General features: G+C 55.9%; 13 protein-coding genes. 7 read left to right on the top strand and 6 right to left on the bottom strand.

What is annotated here, in order from left to right; translation table 11 throughout:
* Positions 1-125 precede the first annotated feature (125 nt).
* The gene (locus GRI36_RS05680) at positions 126-3,353 is read left to right on the top strand and encodes a TonB-dependent receptor domain-containing protein (protein WP_160597577.1); all 3,228 of its coding nucleotides are present in this window, start codon (positions 126-128) and stop codon (positions 3,351-3,353) included.
* A 155-nt stretch (positions 3,354-3,508) separates the two neighbouring features.
* Here GRI36_RS05680 and clpB read toward each other — a convergent pair whose 3' ends face one another.
* On the bottom strand, positions 3,509-6,088 hold the full coding sequence (gene clpB, locus GRI36_RS05675; RefSeq protein WP_160597576.1) for an ATP-dependent chaperone ClpB: 2,580 nt from the start codon (positions 6,086-6,088) through the stop codon (positions 3,509-3,511).
* Positions 6,089-6,348: 260 nt separating this feature from the next.
* On the opposite strand from clpB, the gene GRI36_RS05670 reads away from it, so the two are divergent.
* The 6 genes from GRI36_RS05670 to GRI36_RS05645 all read left to right on the top strand — a co-directional run bounded on the left by GRI36_RS05670 (position 6,349) and on the right by GRI36_RS05645 (position 14,276).
* A complete protein-coding gene (locus GRI36_RS05670) occupies positions 6,349-8,565 on the top strand; it encodes a penicillin acylase family protein (protein ID WP_160597575.1) in 2,217 nt (738 codons plus the stop codon).
* A 63-nt stretch (positions 8,566-8,628) separates the two neighbouring features.
* On the top strand, positions 8,629-11,586 hold the full coding sequence (locus GRI36_RS05665; protein ID WP_235902174.1) for a M16 family metallopeptidase: 2,958 nt from the start codon (positions 8,629-8,631) through the stop codon (positions 11,584-11,586).
* Between the two features lie 85 nt (positions 11,587-11,671).
* Positions 11,672-11,977 (top strand): hypothetical protein, encoded by a 306-nt coding sequence (locus tag GRI36_RS05660; RefSeq protein ID WP_160597574.1) that lies wholly within the window; start codon positions 11,672-11,674, stop codon positions 11,975-11,977.
* Positions 11,978-11,987: 10 nt separating this feature from the next.
* On the top strand, positions 11,988-12,668 hold the full coding sequence (locus GRI36_RS05655) for a hypothetical protein (RefSeq protein WP_160597573.1): 681 nt from the start codon (positions 11,988-11,990) through the stop codon (positions 12,666-12,668).
* A 196-nt stretch (positions 12,669-12,864) separates the two neighbouring features.
* Positions 12,865-13,461 carry a hypothetical protein gene (locus GRI36_RS05650; protein WP_160597572.1) on the top strand — a complete coding sequence of 199 codons (597 nt, stop codon included), beginning with the start codon at positions 12,865-12,867 and terminating at the stop codon, positions 13,459-13,461.
* Positions 13,462-13,496: 35 nt separating this feature from the next.
* Positions 13,497-14,276 carry a hypothetical protein gene (locus tag GRI36_RS05645; protein ID WP_160597571.1) on the top strand — a complete coding sequence of 260 codons (780 nt, stop codon included), beginning with the start codon at positions 13,497-13,499 and terminating at the stop codon, positions 14,274-14,276.
* 76 nt (positions 14,277-14,352) lie between these two features.
* On the opposite strand, the gene gatB is transcribed toward GRI36_RS05645, so the two are convergent.
* From gatB to GRI36_RS05620, 5 genes are all read right to left on the bottom strand, one after another.
* A complete protein-coding gene (gene gatB / locus GRI36_RS05640; protein WP_160597570.1) occupies positions 14,353-15,852 on the bottom strand; it encodes an Asp-tRNA(Asn)/Glu-tRNA(Gln) amidotransferase subunit GatB in 1,500 nt (499 codons plus the stop codon).
* A complete protein-coding gene (locus GRI36_RS05635; protein ID WP_160597569.1) occupies positions 15,845-16,099 on the bottom strand; it encodes a hypothetical protein in 255 nt (84 codons plus the stop codon). Before GRI36_RS05635 ends, gatB begins: the two co-directional genes overlap by 8 nt.
* 1 nt (position 16,100) lies before the next feature.
* Entirely contained in the window at positions 16,101-17,585 is a 1,485-nt protein-coding gene (gene gatA, locus GRI36_RS05630; RefSeq protein WP_160597568.1) for an Asp-tRNA(Asn)/Glu-tRNA(Gln) amidotransferase subunit GatA, read from the bottom strand.
* Positions 17,585-17,887: an Asp-tRNA(Asn)/Glu-tRNA(Gln) amidotransferase subunit GatC gene (gene gatC, locus GRI36_RS05625; protein ID WP_160597567.1), complete on the bottom strand. Its 303-nt coding sequence runs from the start codon at positions 17,885-17,887 to the stop codon at positions 17,585-17,587. The genes gatA and gatC overlap by 1 nt, the downstream gene beginning before the upstream one ends.
* Positions 17,888-17,969: 82 nt before the next feature.
* Positions 17,970-19,703: a DUF4153 domain-containing protein gene (locus tag GRI36_RS05620; RefSeq protein ID WP_160597566.1), complete on the bottom strand. Its 1,734-nt coding sequence runs from the start codon at positions 19,701-19,703 to the stop codon at positions 17,970-17,972.
* Positions 19,704-19,722: the final 19 nt, after the last annotated feature.

Raw genomic sequence — 19,722 nt, 5'->3', positions numbered from 1 at the left:
ACCCTAAGTGCGCAAGCCGAATTTAGAGCAAGCGCTGCATGCTGGGGTATGCGGCTTTTTGTTTGAAATAAAAAATTTGTCCAAACCCCGGTTTCTTCCGGTCGTCCAAGGGGGACTAAAATCTCATGAGAACTACTTTTGCAACTAACGGCAAGGGTCGCTTGCTGGCAGGTGCCGGTTTCGCTGCACTGTCAATGGCCGCTTTTGCTTCACCTGCTCTCGCGCAGGATGCTGATGCTGAATGTATCGACGCAGACGATAACGGCGTTTGCGACGCTGACGAAACGACTGAAGCCGCGCCTGCTGGCGGAATGATCGTTGTTTCCGGTTCGCGTATTGCTCGTCCAAATCTCGATTCGCCCGTCCCGGTCACCAGCGTTGACGCTGGCGAACTGCTCAACGATGGCGCTTTGTCGCTTGGTGACGCGCTGAACGATCTGCCTTCGCTTCGCTCGACCTTTTCTACCTCGAACTCGCAGCGTTTCATCGGCACAACCGGTCTGAACATCCTCGATCTTCGTGGCCTGGGTACAAGCCGCACTCTGACGCTGGTCAACAGCCGTCGTCACATCACCGCAAGCGCAGGTGATTTCCAGGTCGATGTTAACACGATCCCGTTCGAGCTGCTCGAGCGTGTGGACGTTGTGACCGGCGGTTCCTCGGCTGTTTACGGCTCTGACGCCATCGCCGGCGTTGTGAACTTCATTCTAAAGCGCGATTTCGACGGTTTCGAAGTTTCCGGCCAAGCCGGTACGTCCGAACGCGGCGACAACGGTCGTTATTCAATTAGCGCCGCCTTGGGTAAGAACTTTGCCGATGGCCGCGGTAACATCGCGGTTGTTGGTGAATACAGCCAAATTGCCCGCGTGTTGAACACACAGCGCCCTGAAATTTCTGGTGCATTCATTGGCTTCGAAGGCTTTGTGCGAACAGATGATCTTACTGACGAAGGCATCACAAACTCCGACGGTATTCCCGATTTGTCTCTGCAAAAGGGTCTGAAGCTTGACTTCATCTCCGACGGCGCGACCCTCAGCCCGTTCTGTATCTTCGGGGCGGCGGTTCAGCCACTTTCCTGCGATGCTGACGGTAACGGAATCCAATATCGCTTCGGTCCAGACGGCAGGTTGTTTGGTGAAGACAACCAAAACTTCCCGGGCACCAGCAATGTTGTTGGCGGAACCGGTTCTGACTTCGGTACGGTTGGTACGCTGATCCCGAATATCGAACGTTACAACTTCAATGTTCTTGCGCACTTCGATGTTAGCGAGGCTTTCCGGCCCTACGTTGAATTGAAGTATGCCCGCATTGAAGCGAAAGGCTCCGGCACACCTTCGTTCATCAACGGCATTTGTGGCGGACTTGGCGGCGCTGTTGGCCTCGGCGGTCGCAACCCATGCTATGATGCTGACAACACACCTGTATTCCTCAGCTTCGACAACCCGTTCCTGTCTCAGCAGGCACGCGAGCTTGCCGAAGCAATTCAGGACGAGCTACTTGTCGGCTTCGGTTTCCCCGCCAATTCAGGTGCGGCAACCGGATTTACCGTCAACCGCAACAACAATGACTTCGGTCCGCGTAATGATGAGCTGAAGCGTCAGACTTACCGCGCCGTAATCGGCGTTGAAGGCGACATCAGCTCGAACACCCGCTATGATCTCTCGTTCAACTATGGCCGCTTCACCAGCGATCTGCGTGCAACGAACAATCTGGTCTTCAGCCGTTTGCGCAATGCAGTGGACGCCCGCCTCGACGGTGCCGGCAACATCGTTTGCGGTATCAACATTGATGCCGACACAACCAACGATGATGCGGCTTGTGTGCCTATCAATCTGTTTGGTGAAGGCGCTCCCGATCCGGCAGCTGTTGCCTATATTAACAGCATCGCCGAATTGAACGACAAGGCCGAGCAATATAACGTTCTTGGCTATATCAACACTGACAGCTCTGGCCTGTTCGAACTTCCAGGCGGACCAATTCGTGCCGTTGCCGGTTTCGAATATCGCAAGGAAACTGCTTCGCAAGTTCCTGACGAACTGTCGGCATCAGGCGTAACATTCTTCAACGCATTTGACGGGTTCTTCCCGCCAGCGCTTGAAGTCATCGAAGCGTTTGGCGAACTTGAATTCCCGCTGTTGGCAAACTTGCCGTTCGCAGAAGAGCTGACAATTTCGGGTGCTGGCCGTGTTTCGGATTACAATTCGGGTGCTGGTCAAACCGGTACGGTCTATGCCTATAACGGCAATCTGATCTACTCACCCGTGCCTGATATCCGTTTCCGGGCAAACTACTCGCGTGCGGTTCGGGCACCAACGCTCAGCGATTTGTTCGCTGCGCAAACCCAGAACTTCGTGTTCCTGACTGACCCTTGCGATGATGACACCATCAACCAAGGTCCATCCAGCCGCCTGACCAACTGCCGTGCTGACGGTGTTCCTGTTGGTTATGACGCTGATGCGATCACAAGCAGCAGCGCCATCCTTCAAGGTGGTAACGAGCGTCTGGAAGCGGAAACATCGGACAGCTACACCATTGGTGTTGTGGTTGAACCAAGCTTCGTTCCAGGACTGACACTTTCGGTCGACTATTATGACATCACTGTTGAGAGCGTGATTGCCACCGTTGGTGCCAACTCGATCCTGGCGAACTGTTATGATGCCACCGATTTGAACAACAGCTTCTGCCGTCAGATCAATCCGCGTAACCCAGATGGTACCTTCAACACCTCAGCTGCGCTGATCACCGGTCCGGTGAACTTTGCCCGTCTGGAAGCTGAAGGCATCGATTTCGATCTTCGTTACTCGAAGACATTCGACAATGATGACCGTCTGTCGCTGCGTTTGATTGCCACACACGTTCTGAAGCGGACCAACTTCCTGGACGTTGATAATCCTGATGTTCCAAACGTTGTTCGCGGCGAATTGGGTGACCCTGAGTGGGCAGCCAACTTCAATGCATCCTATCGCCGGGGTGATGTCACTCTCGCATACAGCATGCGTTTCTTGGATAAGCAGTACATCAGCGGTTACGAGGCTAACAATCCGTTCACGGCAGCGTGCCCAACCAATGGCATCATTCCGCGGACCGAAGGTTTGCCAACATGTACTCCGGGTGATCTGATCACTGTTCCGGCAACCAACCCTGATGCGACTGCCGAAATCTTCTATGGCGAGCGTTTCTATCACGCGTTGCGGATGGACTGGAATGTGAACAACGAATTCCTGTTCTATGCAGGTGTCGATAACCTCACAAACGCACAGCCTCCACTGCAACTCACCGGTTCCGGTGGTGGTTCAGGCATCTATGACAATATCGGCCGTTACTTCTACGCCGGTTTCACTGCCGAGTTCTAGGACCAAGCAGTTGGCATAAGCCAAAAAGAAAGGGCCCCGGGAAACCGGGGCCCTTTTATTTTGGCTGTTTAATTTTGGCTGTTGTTAATACCGCTGAGCACAGCACCACGGCGGTTATTCCCATGTTAAATGGGCGTCACACAAGCGACGCGTAATCAGCCGATTTCCATCTTCAACTCGCCATCGCCCTCGTCAATGTGCACTTTGCTGCCATCGGGCACATCGCCTTGCAGGATCATATCGGCGAGCGGATCCTGCATATACCGTTGCACAGCGCGTTTAAGCGGCCTCGCGCCATAGACAGGGTCGTAGCCCACGCGGCCCAGCCAGCGCAGAGCCGCCTCGGTCAGATCGAGCGTGATCTTGCGGTCCTTGAGCAATTTCTGCACGCGGCCGACCTGAATTTCGACAATCGGTGCCATGTGCTCCATCGCCAGACGGTGGAACAGGATGATCTCGTCCAGCCGGTTGAGGAATTCGGGCCGGAAATGCCCGCGCACTGTATCCATCACTTGCGGTTCGACATCCTCGACCTTCTGGTCATCGGTCATATTGGCCAGATACTGGCTGCCGAGGTTAGACGTCAGGATAATCAGCGTGTTGGCGAAATCAACCACACGGCCCTGCCCGTCGGTCAACCGTCCATCATCTAGCACTTGCAGCAGCACGTTGAAGACGTCGCTATGTGCCTTCTCGACTTCGTCGAACAAAACAACCTGATATGGACGGCGTCGTACCGCTTCGGTCAACACCCCGCCTTCATCATAACCGACATAGCCTGGAGGCGCGCCGATCAAGCGCGATACAGCGTGCTTCTCCATGAATTCACTCATGTCGATCCGCACCATTGCGCTGTCATCGTCAAACAGGAACTCGGCAAGCGCTTTGGTCAATTCCGTTTTACCCACTCCGGTTGGGCCGAGAAACAGGAACGAGCCAAGTGGACGCCCCGGATCCTGCAAGCCAGCCCGCGCGCGGCGGACGGCTTTGGACACAGCGACAATTGCCTGTTCCTGCCCGATAACCCGCTTGCCGAGCACTTCCTCCATCTGGAGCAATTTCTCGCGCTCGCCCTCCATCATCCGGTCCATCGGAATGCCGGTGGCGCGCGCGACGACCGCGGCGATATCTTCTTCGGTCACTTCCTCGCGCAGCATTGCGTTTTCGGTGTGTGTGCCAGCTGCCTCAATGGCTTTTTCGAGCTCAGGAATCTTGCCGTAAGAAAGCTCACCCGCCTTGGCGAGGTCGCCCACCCGCTCCGCTTGCTCCAATTCGAGCCGCGCCTGATCCAACTGCTCCTTAAGCTTGCTTTCGGCGTGAATCTTGTCGCGCTCTCCCTGCCAACGCGTGGTCAACGAGGAGGATTGCTCCTCCAGATTGGCCAATTCCTCGCGCAAGGTATGGAGACGGTCTTTTGACGCTTGATCGGTTTCTTTCGACAGCGCTGATTCCTCGATTTTCAGCTGGATAATCCGCCGGTCGAGACTTTCGATTTCTTCCGGCTTGCTCTCAACTTCCATCCGGATCCGGCTCGCGGCCTCGTCCATAAGATCGATCGCTTTGTCAGGCAGAAACCGGTTTTGGATATAGCGGTTGGAAAGCGTCGCCGCCGCCACAATCGCGCCATCGGTTATCCGCACTCCGTGGTGCAATTCGTATTTTTCCTTCAATCCCCTCAAGATCGAGACCGTGTCCTCGACACTCGGCTCATCGATATAGACCGATTGGAACCGCCGTTGCAGCGCGGGGTCTTTCTCGACATATTTCTGATATTCATCGAGCGTGGTTGCGCCGATACAATGCAATTCGCCCCGCGACAAAGCTGGCTTAAGCAGATTGGACGCATCCATGCTCCCTTCCGAAGCGCCAGCCCCGATTAGCGTGTGCATCTCGTCGATAAACAAGATGATTTGCCCGTCAGCGCCTTTCACTTCGTCGAGCACAGCCTTTAGTCGTTCCTCGAACTCGCCGCGATATTTTGCGCCAGCAATCAGCGAACCCATGTCGAGCGACATCAGCGTGCGCCCCTTCAGGCTGTCGGGCACATCGCCATTGGCGATACGCAGCGCCAACCCTTCGGCAATTGCGGTTTTGCCTGTGCCGGGTTCACCAATAAGCGCGGGGTTATTTTTTGTGCGCCGGGCGAGAATCTGGATCGTGCGGCGGATTTCTTCATCACGGCCAATAACCGGGTCGAGCTTACCGTCGCGCGCCGCCTGCGTCAGATCGCGGGCATATTTCTTCATCGCATCATATGCATCTTCGGCGCTGGCGGTGTTGGCCGCACGTCCGCCGCGCAAATCGTTGATTGCGGTGTTGAGCGCCTTCGGATCGACATTTGCTTCTTTCAGCGCTTGGCCAGCCGTCGTGGTATTGGCGAGTGACAAGGCGACGAGCAGGCGCTCGACCGTGACATAGCTGTCGCCGGCTTTCTCAGCCACTTGTTCGGCCTGATCGAGGATGCGGACCGCATCATTATCAAGCCCCGGCGTTTGCTGCGCGCCGCCGCCCGATACGGCTGGAATTTTTGCCAGTGCATCATCAACGAAATCCTGCGCGACTTGCACATTTCCGCCAGACCGTCCGATCAGGCCTGCTGCCATCCCCTCGTCATCCTCGAGCAATGCCTTCAGCAGATGAGTGGGCGAAATGCGCTGGTGACTGTTACGGATGGCAACCGTCTGGGCTGATTGGAGAAAGCCCTTTGCGCGGTCAGTGAATTTTTCCAGGTTCATCGCATAATCCTATCTGTCGTTCCGCATAACATAGTGTTGTAATTCAGCCACACAAGGCATCGGTCGATTGAGGTGTATTAGCATCCTATAGCAGGTGGGTTGGCAAAGCCATCGGGTCAAGACCTTCCTGAATTTTCTCGGCGTTCTGGAGTTTAAACCAGTTTTATGGTGCTGACATTGATCTAGCGCAAGCCGCGCAACTATGCGCTTCACCACAGTGCAAATAGACGCTACGCCCTATTCAAGAGAGAGGCTTTTGCATGATGAAATGGTTGGCGCGCGCCGGTTGGTTGTTGCTTGGCGTAACATTGGTCGTTCTGATCGGGCTGATGGTGTGGGAGCCGTTCAGCGCAAAAGCAGGCGCCGGGCCCGATAGTGATAATGTCTATACTGCAGAGATTGTCCGCAGCGAATTCGGCGTGCCGCATATCTACGGGGAGACCGATGCCGATGTTGCTTACGGCATAGCGATTGCCCATGCCGAAGATGACTTCTTCACTCTGCAAGACGTGGTTGCAATGGCGCGAGGGCGATATGGCGCAATCGCTGGAGAAGAAGGTGCCCAGATCGATTTCGCCTATCACCTGGTTGATGCACGCGGCGTTGCCGAACGCCAATATGCTGGCCTACCAGCCGATACGCGCGCTTTGTTCGATGCCTATGCGTCTGGCCTTAACGATTATGCCGAGCAGCACCCTGGCGAATTGAAGCTAGCCAGCCTGTTTCCCGTCAATGGTGAAGACATTGCGACCGGCTTCACCCTGCGCCAGCCGTTTTTCTTCGGACTCGGCAATATCATCGGCCCATTGGTCGCTGGCGAGGAATTGCGCCCTGAATTCGGCCCATCCATCCCAGGTTATGAACCATCAGGCGAACCCATCATGGCTCCATCCGAGCCGGAACAAACCGCGCTGTCTATGCCCATTGCAATCGGTGAGGAAGGCGCGATGTCAGGTTCTAACGCATGGGCCATCGCACCCGCCAAATCGGGTGATGGCGTGACACGGCTTGTTTCCAACAGCCACCAGCCATGGCGTGGAGGGGTGGCCTGGTACGAAATGGTGGTGGAAAGCAACGAAGGCTGGCATTTTGCCGGAGCAAATTTCCCCGGCAGCCCGTTCCCGTTCCTCGGCCATAATGAGCATCTTGGCTGGACCAACACGGTCAACCGCCCAGATATGACTGATGTCTACAAGCTGGAAATGGATGAAACCGAAACTCGCTATAAACTGGACGGCGAATGGAAAGAGCTCGAAACAAAAGACGAGATCCTGCCAGTGAAGGTCGGGCCGCTGGTCTTGCCAGTACCGCAAACATTTTATCGCAGCGAACACGGCCCCGTTATCAAGAATGACAAGGGGTTCTTTGCCCTGCGCTATGGCGGCATGGGCAATATCGGGCAGCTCGATGCCTATTACCGACTGAACAAAGCGACTACTTTCGCCGAGTGGGAAAGCATCATTGCGCGGATGGATATCCCCTCCACCAACTTCATCTACGGCGATAAGGAAGGCAATATCGCCTATGTCTATAACGCAGCGATCCCAAACCGGCAGGCTGGCCCCGATTGGCGCAGCATTCTGCCCGGCAACGACAGCAAATTGATCTGGCAGGGGACCGTTGATTACGACGCCATTCCCAAAGTCATCAACCCGTCGAGCGGCTGGGTCTATAATGCCAACAACATGCCTTATTCTGCCGCAGGCCCAGCGGATGATATTGATCCTGCGAGCATCCCGCCGGAAATGGGAGTGGAACTGAAAGAGACCAATCGGTCACGCCGCACCGAGCAATTAATGGCGAAATATCCGATTATCGACCGCGAAACGCTGGAGCGGATTAAATATGACACCGGATACGTCCGCGAAGGCTATGTTGCCGATATGTTGGACAGCATTGGCGCGCTTGATTTGACAGGCGAACCCGAATTGCAGCGCGCTCAGAAATTGCTTGCCTCTTGGGATTTGACTTCCGATTCAATCGGCGAGGCGGACTCGCTCGCCCTATTGCTGATCCGCCCTTGGATGAGCGCGGAATATCAGAACAACCCCGCACCCGGTGCAAAGGAAGAGCTGGAAAGCGCAGTCAATCATTTGAAAGAGCATTTCGGTCAGATTACTCCGCCCATGTCAGATTTACTTCGCTTGCGTCAGGGCCCCGGCGACTATGCTGTTGACCTCCCACTCGATGGTGGCAGCGACACGCTCCGCGCTTCGACGTTATGGGACGTCGACGATGATGGACGCCTGTCGGTTCGTCACGGGGACAGCTTCCTGATGTTTGTTGAATGGGAGCCGGGCAAGCGTGTGCGCTCGCAATCAATCCAACCATTTGGCGCGGCCACCACCCGGCCTGGCAGTAGGCACTACACCGATCAGGCCCAGCTGTTTGCCGACCATAAATTGAAGCCCGTTCATTTCTGGCGCGTTGATGCGCTTGAAAATGCCACTCGTCGAAAAACTGTTTCGAGCCGCTGATCTCAGCATCAGTAGCTGGCAAGAAATTACTGTTTAGATCACAAAAATTCAGGGGACTGAAAAATGCGTCTTAATTCCATCAGCCGCTTTGCTTCGGCAAGCCTGCTCGCTGTCGCACTTGCTGCGTGTTCGGCGACCGGCAAAGAACTGACCACCGCATCAATGGATGCAGCCGATGCAATGGCCGACGCAGCTGATCCCGCCATTGCCGCTGCCGACGCCAACAACCACAGTCCCGCCCCTGTTTCCGAACTGATAGATGCGGTTTCGATACCCTATGACCAGTTCACACTCGACAATGGTCTGACTGTGCTTGTGCATACCGACCGGAAGGCCCCGCTGGTCGCGCTGTCAGTTTGGTACAATGTTGGATCGAAGCATGAGCCGGAAGGCAAGACAGGCTTTGCCCATTTGTTTGAACATCTGATGTTCAACGGTTCGGAAAACGCTCCCGGTGATTTCTTCGAGCCACTGCAGCAAATCGGTGCGACCGATCTCAACGGCACCACATGGTTTGACCGGACCAATTATTTCGAAAGCGTCCCTACCGCTGCGCTCGACCGCGCGCTGATGCTGGAAAGCGACCGGATGGGCTATCTCCTCGGCGCAGTGACGCAGGAGAAGCTCGATAACCAGATCGGCGTTGTCCAGAACGAAAAACGGCAAGGCGACAATCAGCCATTCGGCCTGACTGAATATGAACAGCTTGAGAACCTTTACCCCTCGGGCCACCCTTATCACCACTCCACCATTGGTTCGATGGACGACCTATCCTCCGCCACGTTGGAGGATGTGAAGCAGTGGTTCCGCGACAATTACGGCCCGAATAACGCGGTGCTCGTATTGGCCGGCGATGTCGACATTGCGACTGCGAAAGCCAAGGTCAACAAGTGGTTCGGCGCGATCAAACGCGGTCCAGAAACTCCCAAAGTTGATGCTCCGGTGCCGACTTTGGACGCGCCGCTTTCCAAAACCATTCAGGACCGCGTCGCGACAACCCGGCTTTACCGTATGTGGGCCGTTCCCGGGCTCGACAACCCTGACTACCTGCCCCTCTCAATGGGTGCGACCGTGTTGGGTGGCCTCGCCAGCTCGCGGCTCGACAATGTTCTGGTCCGTGAAAAACAGTTGGCGGTGAGCGTAGTCGCCCGCGCTGAAATTTTCGCGCAAGCTGGCCAATTTGTTGTCTATGCCAACGCGCGTCCTGGTGTTGACCAAGACGTTCTCGCTGCTGCGCTTGATGAAGAGATCGCAAAGTTCGTCGCCGAAGGCCCGACCGACGCTGAAATCCAGCGTGCCACCACGGTCTACGCCGCCGGTCAAATCCGCGGTCTTGAACAAATTGGCGGATTCAGCGGCAAAGCCCCGACCTTGGCCGAGGGCCTGCTGTATGAAGGCAGCCCTGACGCTTACAAAACAACCTTGCGCCGTGCAGCCAGCCTTACGCCTGACGAAGTCCGCACCGTAACCGCCAAATGGCTGTCGCGTCCGGTATTCGAATTGATCGTCGAACCCGGCGACCGAACCGAAGGCGGCGAAGATCGTGGCGGTTACGTGGTGGCTCCCGAAGGTGCAGGCATGCAGCCAGCGTTCTACATCAACCCGGTAAGTATGCAGGGTTCTGCGTCGGCGCCCCTCCCCGCAGCTGGCGAGGCCGACCGGTCGAAGCTGCCCGATGTTGGCGAATTGAAGCCGCTAGACTTCCCCGAAATCGAACGGGCAACGCTCGATAACGGAATGGAAGTCTATTTTGCCAAGCGTGACGCCGTGCCGGTTGTTAGCGTCCGTGTGACGTTCGATGCCGGTTATTCCGCCGATCCTAAGGACCGCCTCGGCCTGCAGTCGTTGATGCTGCAAGCGATGGATGAAGGCACCGCCAATTTCGATAGCGCCGCCTTCGCAATCGAGCGCGAGAAACTTGGTGCGTCAATTTTCTCCAGCGCTGATGCCGATACAACATCCTTCGGCCTCGACGCAGTAACGCCCAACTTCCTCGGGTCGCTCAATTTGCTGGCTGATTACATCCGCAATCCGGCGTTCAGCCCGACTGATCTGGAGCGTGTCCGCGCACAGCAATTGACCCGGATTACTAACGAGCTGAATAATCCGGCAGCAATCGGGCAACGCGCCCTCGCCCCCATTTTGTTCGGCGATCACCCCTACGGCATTCCGCCTACCGGCACTGGCGATCCAGCTGTCGTAGCCACCGTTACCCGCGATGAAATGACCGATTTTCACCGGATGTGGCTGCGCCCTGATAAGGCGCGGGTGTTCGTGGTGGGGGACACTTCGCTAGTCGAAACCGTGCGGCTGCTCAATGCCAGCTTCGGCGATTGGACCGCCCCCAATGTGCAAGCGCCAATAAAGACCTATGACGCGGCAATACCAAGCCAGACTCCCCGCGTTGTGCTGATAAACCGGCCCAACTCACCACAATCGGTGATCCTCGCTGGCCGCGTGCTCGATCAGAAAGGCACTGACGATCTGACCATATTGCGGTCCGCCAATGAAGTGTTTGGCGGCAGTTTCCTAAGCCGGATCAACATGAATCTGCGCGAGACGAAGGGCTGGTCATACGGGGTTCGTAGTATCCTGCAGTCACCGATCGACCGCATCAGCTTCGTCCTATACGCGCCGGTTCAGGCTGATCGAACGGGTGATTCCATCGTCGAATTGCGCAAGGATCTGGCGTCCTACACCAGCGGCAACGGCGTCACTTCAGAAGAGCTCACACGGTTGATCAACGGCAATGTCCGCGAACTTCCGGGCCAGTTTGAAACCAGCCGCGATGTGCTTGGCGGCATCGTCAATATCATCACGCTGGATCGCCCCGACAATTATTACGAAACGCTGGCGGCGAAATATTCGGCGCTTACCGCAGATGAGCTTGATGCAGCGGCCAAAATGTCCCTGCGCGGGGAAGATCTGGTGTTCGTGATTGTTGGTGATGCCGAAGTGGTCCGGCCGCAGCTTGACCAGCTTGGCCTGCCGATCGAGGTGCGCGAGCTTGAAACCGAATAATCTCGGAACAAACTACCCAACTTAACTATTTACATCGTTGTAAGCAGCTGAAAGAAAGCTGCGTGTTTAAAAATGGAGAATTTAAATGTCAGTAGCCGGAACATATGATTGCGTAACCAAAAGCCCGATGGGCGACCAGAAGAGCGTTGTGACCATCGTTCCAAGTGATGACGGCACCACCTTCACTGGCACCAATCAAGGCGCAATGGGCGGCATGGAACTAGAAAACGGCGTGATTGACGGCAACAAGCTGACATGGACAATGAATATGACCGTTCCCATGCCAATGAAGCTTGAAGGCGAAGCGACTGTCGACGGCGACCAGCTGGTCGGTGAAGTCAACGCAGGCGCATTCGGCAAAATGGCAATGACCGGCCAGCGCCAAGCGTAAAGTTAGCGAATTGCGCCTAGCCGTTCTTACCGGCCTGTTACTGGTCGTTTCGACCGGAGCGACGGCACAAGACGTACAGCCAACAGAGGCCCAAACGTGCGAACTGCATGTTTGGGCCTCTGACGGTTTAAGCAAGACCCGGCAGCGAGCCAGTGATAACCTTTCTACTGGCTATATGGGTGCCCTAGGGAGCTCTCCTGTTGGCCGGATTGAGCGCAACACTGCCGAAGTAAATACCCAAAATGCAAAACCCGGGGGTCCACTTCCCACATTGCGGCAGTTGGAAATTCTGTCAGAAGCCGATCTGCCAGCTTTGTTCGGGTTTGATGCGTATAAGGTGGTCACTCACGAGAAGCCTCTTCCGAGCGGGCTCATTCGTAGCGTAAAGACCCGCTATACCCGCGGCGCCCCCGAATGTTATGCCGAGCTGGTGGTGACTGATGTGGTGTATTCACGCGAATATGCTCGCGGTCAAAACCTCAAGAGCTTTTTCCGACTTCGTGTTTTTGACAAAGGTGGCGAGCGCCCTGTTCGCGTATTGGGGACATGGACCCAAACCAACCTGAAACATGACCAGGAAAAGACAGATGTAGAGCAGGTCACTTACGAATTAGACATGGAAGCCGCTTTCAAACAAAATTTGAGCGATTTTGCCGCTCTGATACAAGACATCCCATCAAATAACCGATAATATACATATATTCGGATTAATGATCGGCTCGCAGCAGAGATAAATCGCGAGCAGGACTGTTTTCTGCGACTACAACGGACGACTAATTTTGAGAGCACTAACATCCTCTGTCTTGGTTATCTCCTTGGTTTTATCCGGCGGAGTCTCGGCACAGAATTCGGCTGAAATAACTGAAACTAAACCGACAAACATAGAAATGTCCGCTCCGGAAGCTGATCCTGCCCCGGCCGCCGCAACAGCTGAACCAATATGCGAACTGCACGCGTGGCCCACACAAGGCATCCGGTCGATCTATTCCGGCTGGTTCCATGGCGGCATTGTCGATGGAGCAGTAAAGGGCCGAGACGGATACAAGGAGCTTCCCGAACGTGTCCTGCCTCCTGAGGTCCAAGTATCAGAAATGCGGAAGATGGATCTTGCAGGAATCCTGAACCTGCCCGGCTATTCTGTGACCGTCCATGCGAACCCGTTGCCTAGCCGGGTTGCGCGCTCCACCAAAGGTCGCATCCTGCGCAGGGCAACTCCCTGCTATGCCGAGCTGGTCGTAGACGACGTATTTTTTCAGGAAGATCTGATCGATGGACGCTTCCTGAAAGCCATACTTCGTTTCAGACGGTTTGATGCTGGTGCCGAGCCGATAGATAAATTCGGCAGTTATATCCAAAGACGAGTGAAGCTTTTTCCTCCCAAAGAACCTGGGCAGGTCAAAGCCGCCTTTGACGAATTCACGACAGAATTTAGCGGAGCAATCGCTGAGTTTGGCAGAGCATTAAGCAATCGAAAAACCGATTAAAAACAAACTACAACACGAACATTAAGGGGAGCAATATGCGTAAGGAATTTTATCTAGGAACAGCTGTCGCGGCAGCGATTTTGTGCGCGCCATCTCAGGCACAAGATCCCGATGCGATCGAAGCGACTGCAGAAATACAGGAAGCAAGCACTGTTGAGGAAGTTGTGAAAGCAACCGATGCTCAAGCGGCGACCGAGGCTGCTGAAGTGGTCGAGTATGAAGCGAACACTGAAGGCCTTTTGCCGAAAGTTGCAGCGGATGGCTGTGAATTGCACATGTGGCCTGCCGAACGGATGAATTCGGTCACGACAGGCTTGCTTGGCGGGGGCCTGCTTGATGCTGCCCTGAACTCCGGCACCGATGCAAACAACAAGACTCTGATGGCAAGCGCACTCGATAGCCCGAGCCAACTTGATGCCCTGCAAGAACTTGACCTGCGCACTTTGCTTGGGCTGACACCGGGAACGACTATAGTCCGGCACGAAGAACCCTTGGAGCGCAAGACTATGAACCGGATCAAGGATCGGCGCGCCGACAGCGATTCCAGCTGCTACAGCGAACTGATTGTGGCTGACGTGCTGTACACCAAAGCTATGATCTACGGCCGGTCTTTAAAGACATTGTTCATGGTCCGTAACTTTGGAGACGATGGCAAGATCGACAAGCAATACAAAGCCTGGGGCGGTAACGGTCTCAAGAAATTTCCTCCTAAGGAAGGCGAAGATGCGCTTGAGGGTCTTGATGAGCTAAATTCCGTTTTCCAACTCAATTTCGAGGAATACGCCAACAACGCGAAAAAGCGCCTGAGCAGTTAATCGGCAGTATATACCAAAAACACAAAAGGCCGCTGGATCGCTCCAGCGGCCTTTTTTTGAAGCCACGGTGTATTGGCTAGCCTAGCTTCGCCTTCAGCAGCTCATTCACCACCGCCGGATTGGCTTTGCCTTGCATCGCTTTCATGGTTTGACCCACGAAGAAGCCGAACAGCTTGTCTTTGCCGCCTCTATATTGTTCGACCTTGTCCTGATTGGCGACGAGGATTTTGTCGATTTCCGCCTCGATAGCGCCGCTATCGGACTGTTGCTTCAGCCCTTCGGTGTCGGCGATCTCGGCCGGCTCGCGGCCGGTTTTGAGGACAATTTCGTAGATTTCCTTGGCCTGACTTCCAGAAATCTCGCCTGCGCCTTGCATGCCCAGGATGGCAGCCTGCGCTTCGGCTGTCGCATATTCAAGGTTGGCTTCATCGCCGAGGCTTTTGACCACGCCGGGCGCGGTCGACATCGACCAATTGGCGACCGTAGTGGCGATTTCGGCTTCGGGCTTGCCGAGATGCTTCGCTGTAATCGCCAGCAAAGTTTCGAAACGCGCGAAGGTTTCGACTTCCACGGTTAAGACAGCCGCGTTGTAATCGCTCAGGCCCAGTTCCTCGACATAGCGGGTCCGCTTGGCATCGGGCAGTTCGGGCAGGCTGGCGCGGCATTCTTCAAGGAAATCTTCCTCAAGATTAAGCGGCAGCAAATCGGGATCGGGGAAGTAGCGGTAATCATGCGCGTCTTCTTTGCTGCGCATGGACCGCGTTTCATTCTTGTCCGGATCGTAGAGGCGCGTTTCCTGCACCACCGTGCCGCCATCTTCGATCAGATCGACCTGACGGCGCACTTCGCTTTCGATCACCGCCATGACGAAGCGGACCGAATTGACGTTCTTCGTTTCAGTCCGTGTGCCCAGTTCGGTATCACCGACCTTGCGCACCGATACGTTGACATCGGCGCGCATGGAGCCTTGCTCCATATTGCCGTCGCACGACCCGACATAGCGCAGGATCGAGCGCAGCTTGCGCACATAAGCACCGGCCTCTGCAGGCGAAGTCATATCGGGCTTGGAGACAATCTCCATCAGCGCGACACCGCAACGGTTCAGATCAACATAGGACATGGTCGGGTGCTGGTCATGCATCAGCTTGCCCGCATCCTGCTCGATATGAATGCGTTCGATCCCGATGATCTTGTCTTCGGGAATACCGGCCTTTTCGTCCTTCTCGATCAGCAACTGCCCCTCGCCCACGATGGGGTGATAGAGCTGAGAAATCTGATAGCCCTGCGGCAAATCGGCGTAGAAGTAGTTCTTCCGGTCGAAGCGCGAATATTTGTTGATCTGCGCCTCGATCGCCATGCCGGTCCGCACGGCCTGACGGACGCATTCGCCATTCAGCACTGGCAACATGCCGGGCATCGCCGCATCGACCAGCGACACCTGCGTATTCGGCTCCGCGCCAAAAGTCGTATCCGCGCCGCTGAACAGCTTGGAGTTGGAAGTGACCTGCGCATGAACCTCAAGGCCGATCACGACCTCCCATTCGCCCGTTGCGCCTTGGATGCGGTAGTTACTCATCTTTAATCAGCTTTCCAGTTTTACTATCAAAGCGCGCTTCACCCATTCTATTGCGCCGCGCAAAAGTCTCTGCCCATGACAGAATGCCGAACACCGCTGCAACGAACGCAAAATATAGAATTGTGCCGACAATTACGACTCCAATGAAGTCAGCCCATCCATTTTCCCAAGGAGCCATCTTGTACGTATTGTAAGCAATTGAGATAATTCCAAGAGCAATTACGCAAGCTTTGGCGGTTTTACGCATCTTACCACCACTTCTCCGGCTTGGCCGTAAACCCGGCGCGCTCTTCAATCGCCAAGCCAGCGTTCATCACGCCCTGCTCGTCAAACGCCTTGCCGACGATCTGCAAGCCAAGCGGCAACCCTTCCGAGTTCACGCCGCACGGCACGCTCATTGCGGGCAATCCAGCGAGGCTAGCGGGCACGGCGAACACATCGTTGAGATACATCGCCAGCGGATCGGCGGATTTTTCACCGAGGCCGAAGCTGGCGGTCGGGGTCGTGGGCGCGAGGATCACGTCGCATTCTTTCCAAGCGTTGTCGAAATCGCGCGCGACCAACGCACGTACCTTCTGAGCCTGCGTGTAATAGGCATCGTAGAAGCCCGCGCTGAGCACATAAGTGCCAATTAGCACGCGGCGCTTAACCTCATCCCCGAACCCTTCGGCGCGGGTCGCAGCGTACATATCCTGCAAGCCGGCACCTTCCGGCAGATCGCGCAAACCATACCGCACACCGTCATAGCGCGCGAGGTTGCTCGATGCCTCTGCCGGGGCGATGATGTAATAGGCGGGCAACGCATATTTGGTGTGCGGCAGGCTGACATCGACGATCTCGGCGCCTGCATCTTTCAGCCACGCAATCCCGTCATCCCAGCTTTTCAGGATTTCAGGATCGGTGCCTTCCATCCGGTATTCTTTGGGAATGCCGACTTTCTTGCCCTTCATGTCCGAATTTAGCGCCGATTCCCAATCGGGCACGGGCATGTCGAGGCTGGTCGAATCCTTCGGATCGAAACCCGCCATCGCGCCAAGCATGATCGCGCAATCGCGCACGTCATGCGCCATCGGGCCAGCCTGATCTAGGCTGGAGGCGAACGCCACCACGCCCCACCGGCTGCACCGTCCGTAGGTCGGCTTAACGCCGGTTATGCCCGCAAATGCAGCAGGCTGACGGATTGAGCCGCCTGTATCGGTCCCCGTAGCCGCAGGTGCGAGCCGAGCGGATACGGCTGTTGAACTGCCGCCAGACGAACCACCGGGGCTCATCGGAGTGTTGGAACCACCCGCGCGCCGCCACGGCGATGTGACATTGCCAAAATAGGATGTCTCGTTGGAGGAACCCATCGCGAATTGATCAAGGTTCAGCTTGCCCAGCATCCCAGCGCCAGCAGCCCACAGATTGGACGACACGGTGCTTTCATATTGCGGCGTAAACCCTTCCAGAATGTGGCTCGCGGCGGTGGTTTGCACGCCCTTGGTACAGAACAAATCCTTCATCCCGATCGGGACGCCAGCCATGCTGCCCAGCTCTTTGCCAGCTGCGCGGTCGGCGTCGACCGCGTCAGCGGCTTCGAGAGCCTTTTCAGGAGTGGTGACAATGAATGCGTTCAATTCTTTCGCGGCAGCGACATTGGCGTTGAACGCCTCTGCCACTTCGCGCGCGGTGAAATCACCATTTGCGACACCGTTACGGATCGCCGCAACACCAAGATCAGTCAAATTGGTCATCACTCAATCACCTTCGGCACACCGAAGAAGCCGTGTTCAGCCGCTGGTGCATTGGCCAGAATATCATCGCGCCGGTCACCGCCGGTTTTGGGGTCGGCATTCACCACATCATCGCGCAGGCGCAGAACATTGGGAATGACCGCAGTCATCGGCTCTACGCCCGACGTATCAACTTCGCTCAACTGGTCGACCCAGCCGAGGATATTGTTGAGTTCAGGGACCATGCGTTCGAGCGCATCATCCCCCATTTTGATACGGGCCAAAGAAGCAATCTTGGCCACATCTGCTTTGTTCACTGACATGAGTTCGCGTTAGCCGTGCGTGCGCATGGCTTCAAGCATATCGTGTGCACTGCACAAATTTTTCGAGACTCTAGCGACGCCCCTATTCGAAAGGCTCGCCGAGCGGCTTGCCATCGACATAAATCCGTTTGCCAGTCCATTCGCGAATTTCGACTTTGGACCTGGCGGTAACTTGGGGTGGGGGAAGGTTTGGATAATCGGGATCTTCCATGGCCTCCATATCGGAACCCGTGATCTCGGTTGCCGCCAAAGGCTCGGTCGGATCGATGAAAAGATGATTTATCCGGCCGCCCTCTATCAACGCGATCTTGTGCGTATTGCCCGTCACGCTTTGCTCAATTGCGATGCACGGCTTCTCGCAGCTCCATTGCTGGCTCGCAATTCTCAGTTCAACGCGTTCGCGCAACGCAGGATCTTCAATATCAATCCGCAAATTGGCAAGGCGGCGCTTGCGTTCATCGCTTGCTTCAGCCGCATCCACTCTACGATATCTGCGATATTCTTCCGCCAGAGCAATCTTGGCGCCCTTCGCCCGTTCGGCATCGTCCGACTTGGCTAGCTTTGCCAAGGCCGCGCGTCCCGCATCACCAAAGTCCCAGCGCAGCGCCGAATAATCGAAATCTTCCGCTGATACCGCGCCGCTTTCCAGCCGAGCCAATTGGTTGCTGACCGAAATCGCGCCGAAGTTGAAAATCGGCAGCGCCAGAAGAAGCGCCAACACAGAGACACCGACCGCGAGATGCAAATTCGACTGACGCAGATAATCGCGCCACCCGGCTTTGCGCCCGCGGATGGCCGACACCAGGTATGCGAGCCCGAAAGCTGTCGCGACCGCAATCGCGATTAACGCCCATATCCGTTCGGGGCTCAGGCCGTGTTGCGCAATCCGCGTGCCCATCGATACTGCCGCAAATGCAGTCAGAGGGAAGATACCGAGCACCAGCACCAGCGCGGCCCAGCGCTGGATACGCGATGGAGACATATCGGCATCATCATCGCGCAGCACCGCATTGGCGAGCAAAAATGCACCGACCGCACAGCCGAGCAAGATCGGCGTTGCGCTGCGCGTTGCCTCCCACAGGACATTGGGGCCGGAGACGAGCATGGAAAGAAGAAAGAGCACCAGCGCAATGGCCAGCGGGACGGCCAGCAGAGACAGCACCAACAGAACAACCGATTGCATCGTCGCGAGGATTTTGATCTGGTTGCGGAGCACGCCCAGCGCCGCACCAAAGGCCGCACCAGAAAACATCCAGCCAAACCAGCCTTCGCTCATCAAGTCGCTAAGAACGTCAATCTTGAGCAATTCGAACAGGCTGGCGAGCAGCGCGAGGACCAACCAGCTAAGTCCGGTAAATGCGAGCGCACCCGCGCCACTGATCGCATCGGTCCAGACGAAATAATGCGTGTCCGAATAGGGGGTGGCGAAGCGTTTGAGGTGGAAGCCCGCCTGGAACAGGGGCAGAGACAACGTCACCGCTAGCAAGCCGGCAGCAAGCCAGAAAGCTTCATCGCCATAACGATCGCCAGCGCTGGTCACGCGCCACGCAATCCCCGCCATAACCACGCCGCAAATCAGTGCGTAAATGGCGGGTGGAATCCGGTAATCGCGATCAATAGTGAAGGCCGCAATGCCCGACCCGAAGAAGAAAAATGCGGTCAGCGCCATTCGCCACGGCACATCTTCTCCGCCATCACTGGCAAAATGCACGGCCAACCCGGCAAGACCGAGCAGCGCCGTCAGCACCCAAGGGCGCAGCGGCCAATCATCGGGCATTGCAGGTTTATTGGCTGGTGAAGTGTCGGAGGAATTCATATCTATTTCCCTTTCGCGT

The sequence above is a fragment of the Pontixanthobacter gangjinensis genome (genome assembly GCF_009827545.1).
GTDB classification, from domain to species: Bacteria; Pseudomonadota; Alphaproteobacteria; order Sphingomonadales; family Sphingomonadaceae; genus Pontixanthobacter; species Pontixanthobacter gangjinensis.
The sequence above is the reverse complement of the archived record's forward strand: the minus strand, read 5'-3'. Positions and strand labels throughout refer to the sequence as shown.

Coding starts and splice junctions, on each gene's coding strand:
- GRI36_RS05660 (WP_160597574.1), top strand. CDS start 11,672: ATGTCAGTAGCCGGAACATATGATTGCGTAACCAAAAGCCCGATGGGC.
- gatB (WP_160597570.1), bottom strand. CDS start 15,852: ATGAGTAACTACCGCATCCAAGGCGCAACGGGCGAATGGGAGGTCGTG.
- clpB (WP_160597576.1), bottom strand. CDS start 6,088: ATGAACCTGGAAAAATTCACTGACCGCGCAAAGGGCTTTCTCCAATCA.
- gatA (WP_160597568.1), bottom strand. CDS start 17,585: ATGACCAATTTGACTGATCTTGGTGTTGCGGCGATCCGTAACGGTGTC.
- GRI36_RS05635 (WP_160597569.1), bottom strand. CDS start 16,099: ATGCGTAAAACCGCCAAAGCTTGCGTAATTGCTCTTGGAATTATCTCA.
- gatC (WP_160597567.1), bottom strand. CDS start 17,887: ATGTCAGTGAACAAAGCAGATGTGGCCAAGATTGCTTCTTTGGCCCGT.
- GRI36_RS05680 (WP_160597577.1), top strand. CDS start 126: ATGAGAACTACTTTTGCAACTAACGGCAAGGGTCGCTTGCTGGCAGGT.
- GRI36_RS05670 (WP_160597575.1), top strand. CDS start 6,349: ATGATGAAATGGTTGGCGCGCGCCGGTTGGTTGTTGCTTGGCGTAACA.
- GRI36_RS05665 (WP_235902174.1), top strand. CDS start 8,629: ATGCGTCTTAATTCCATCAGCCGCTTTGCTTCGGCAAGCCTGCTCGCT.
- GRI36_RS05620 (WP_160597566.1), bottom strand. CDS start 19,703: ATGAATTCCTCCGACACTTCACCAGCCAATAAACCTGCAATGCCCGAT.
- GRI36_RS05650 (WP_160597572.1), top strand. CDS start 12,865: ATGTCCGCTCCGGAAGCTGATCCTGCCCCGGCCGCCGCAACAGCTGAA.
- GRI36_RS05645 (WP_160597571.1), top strand. CDS start 13,497: ATGCGTAAGGAATTTTATCTAGGAACAGCTGTCGCGGCAGCGATTTTG.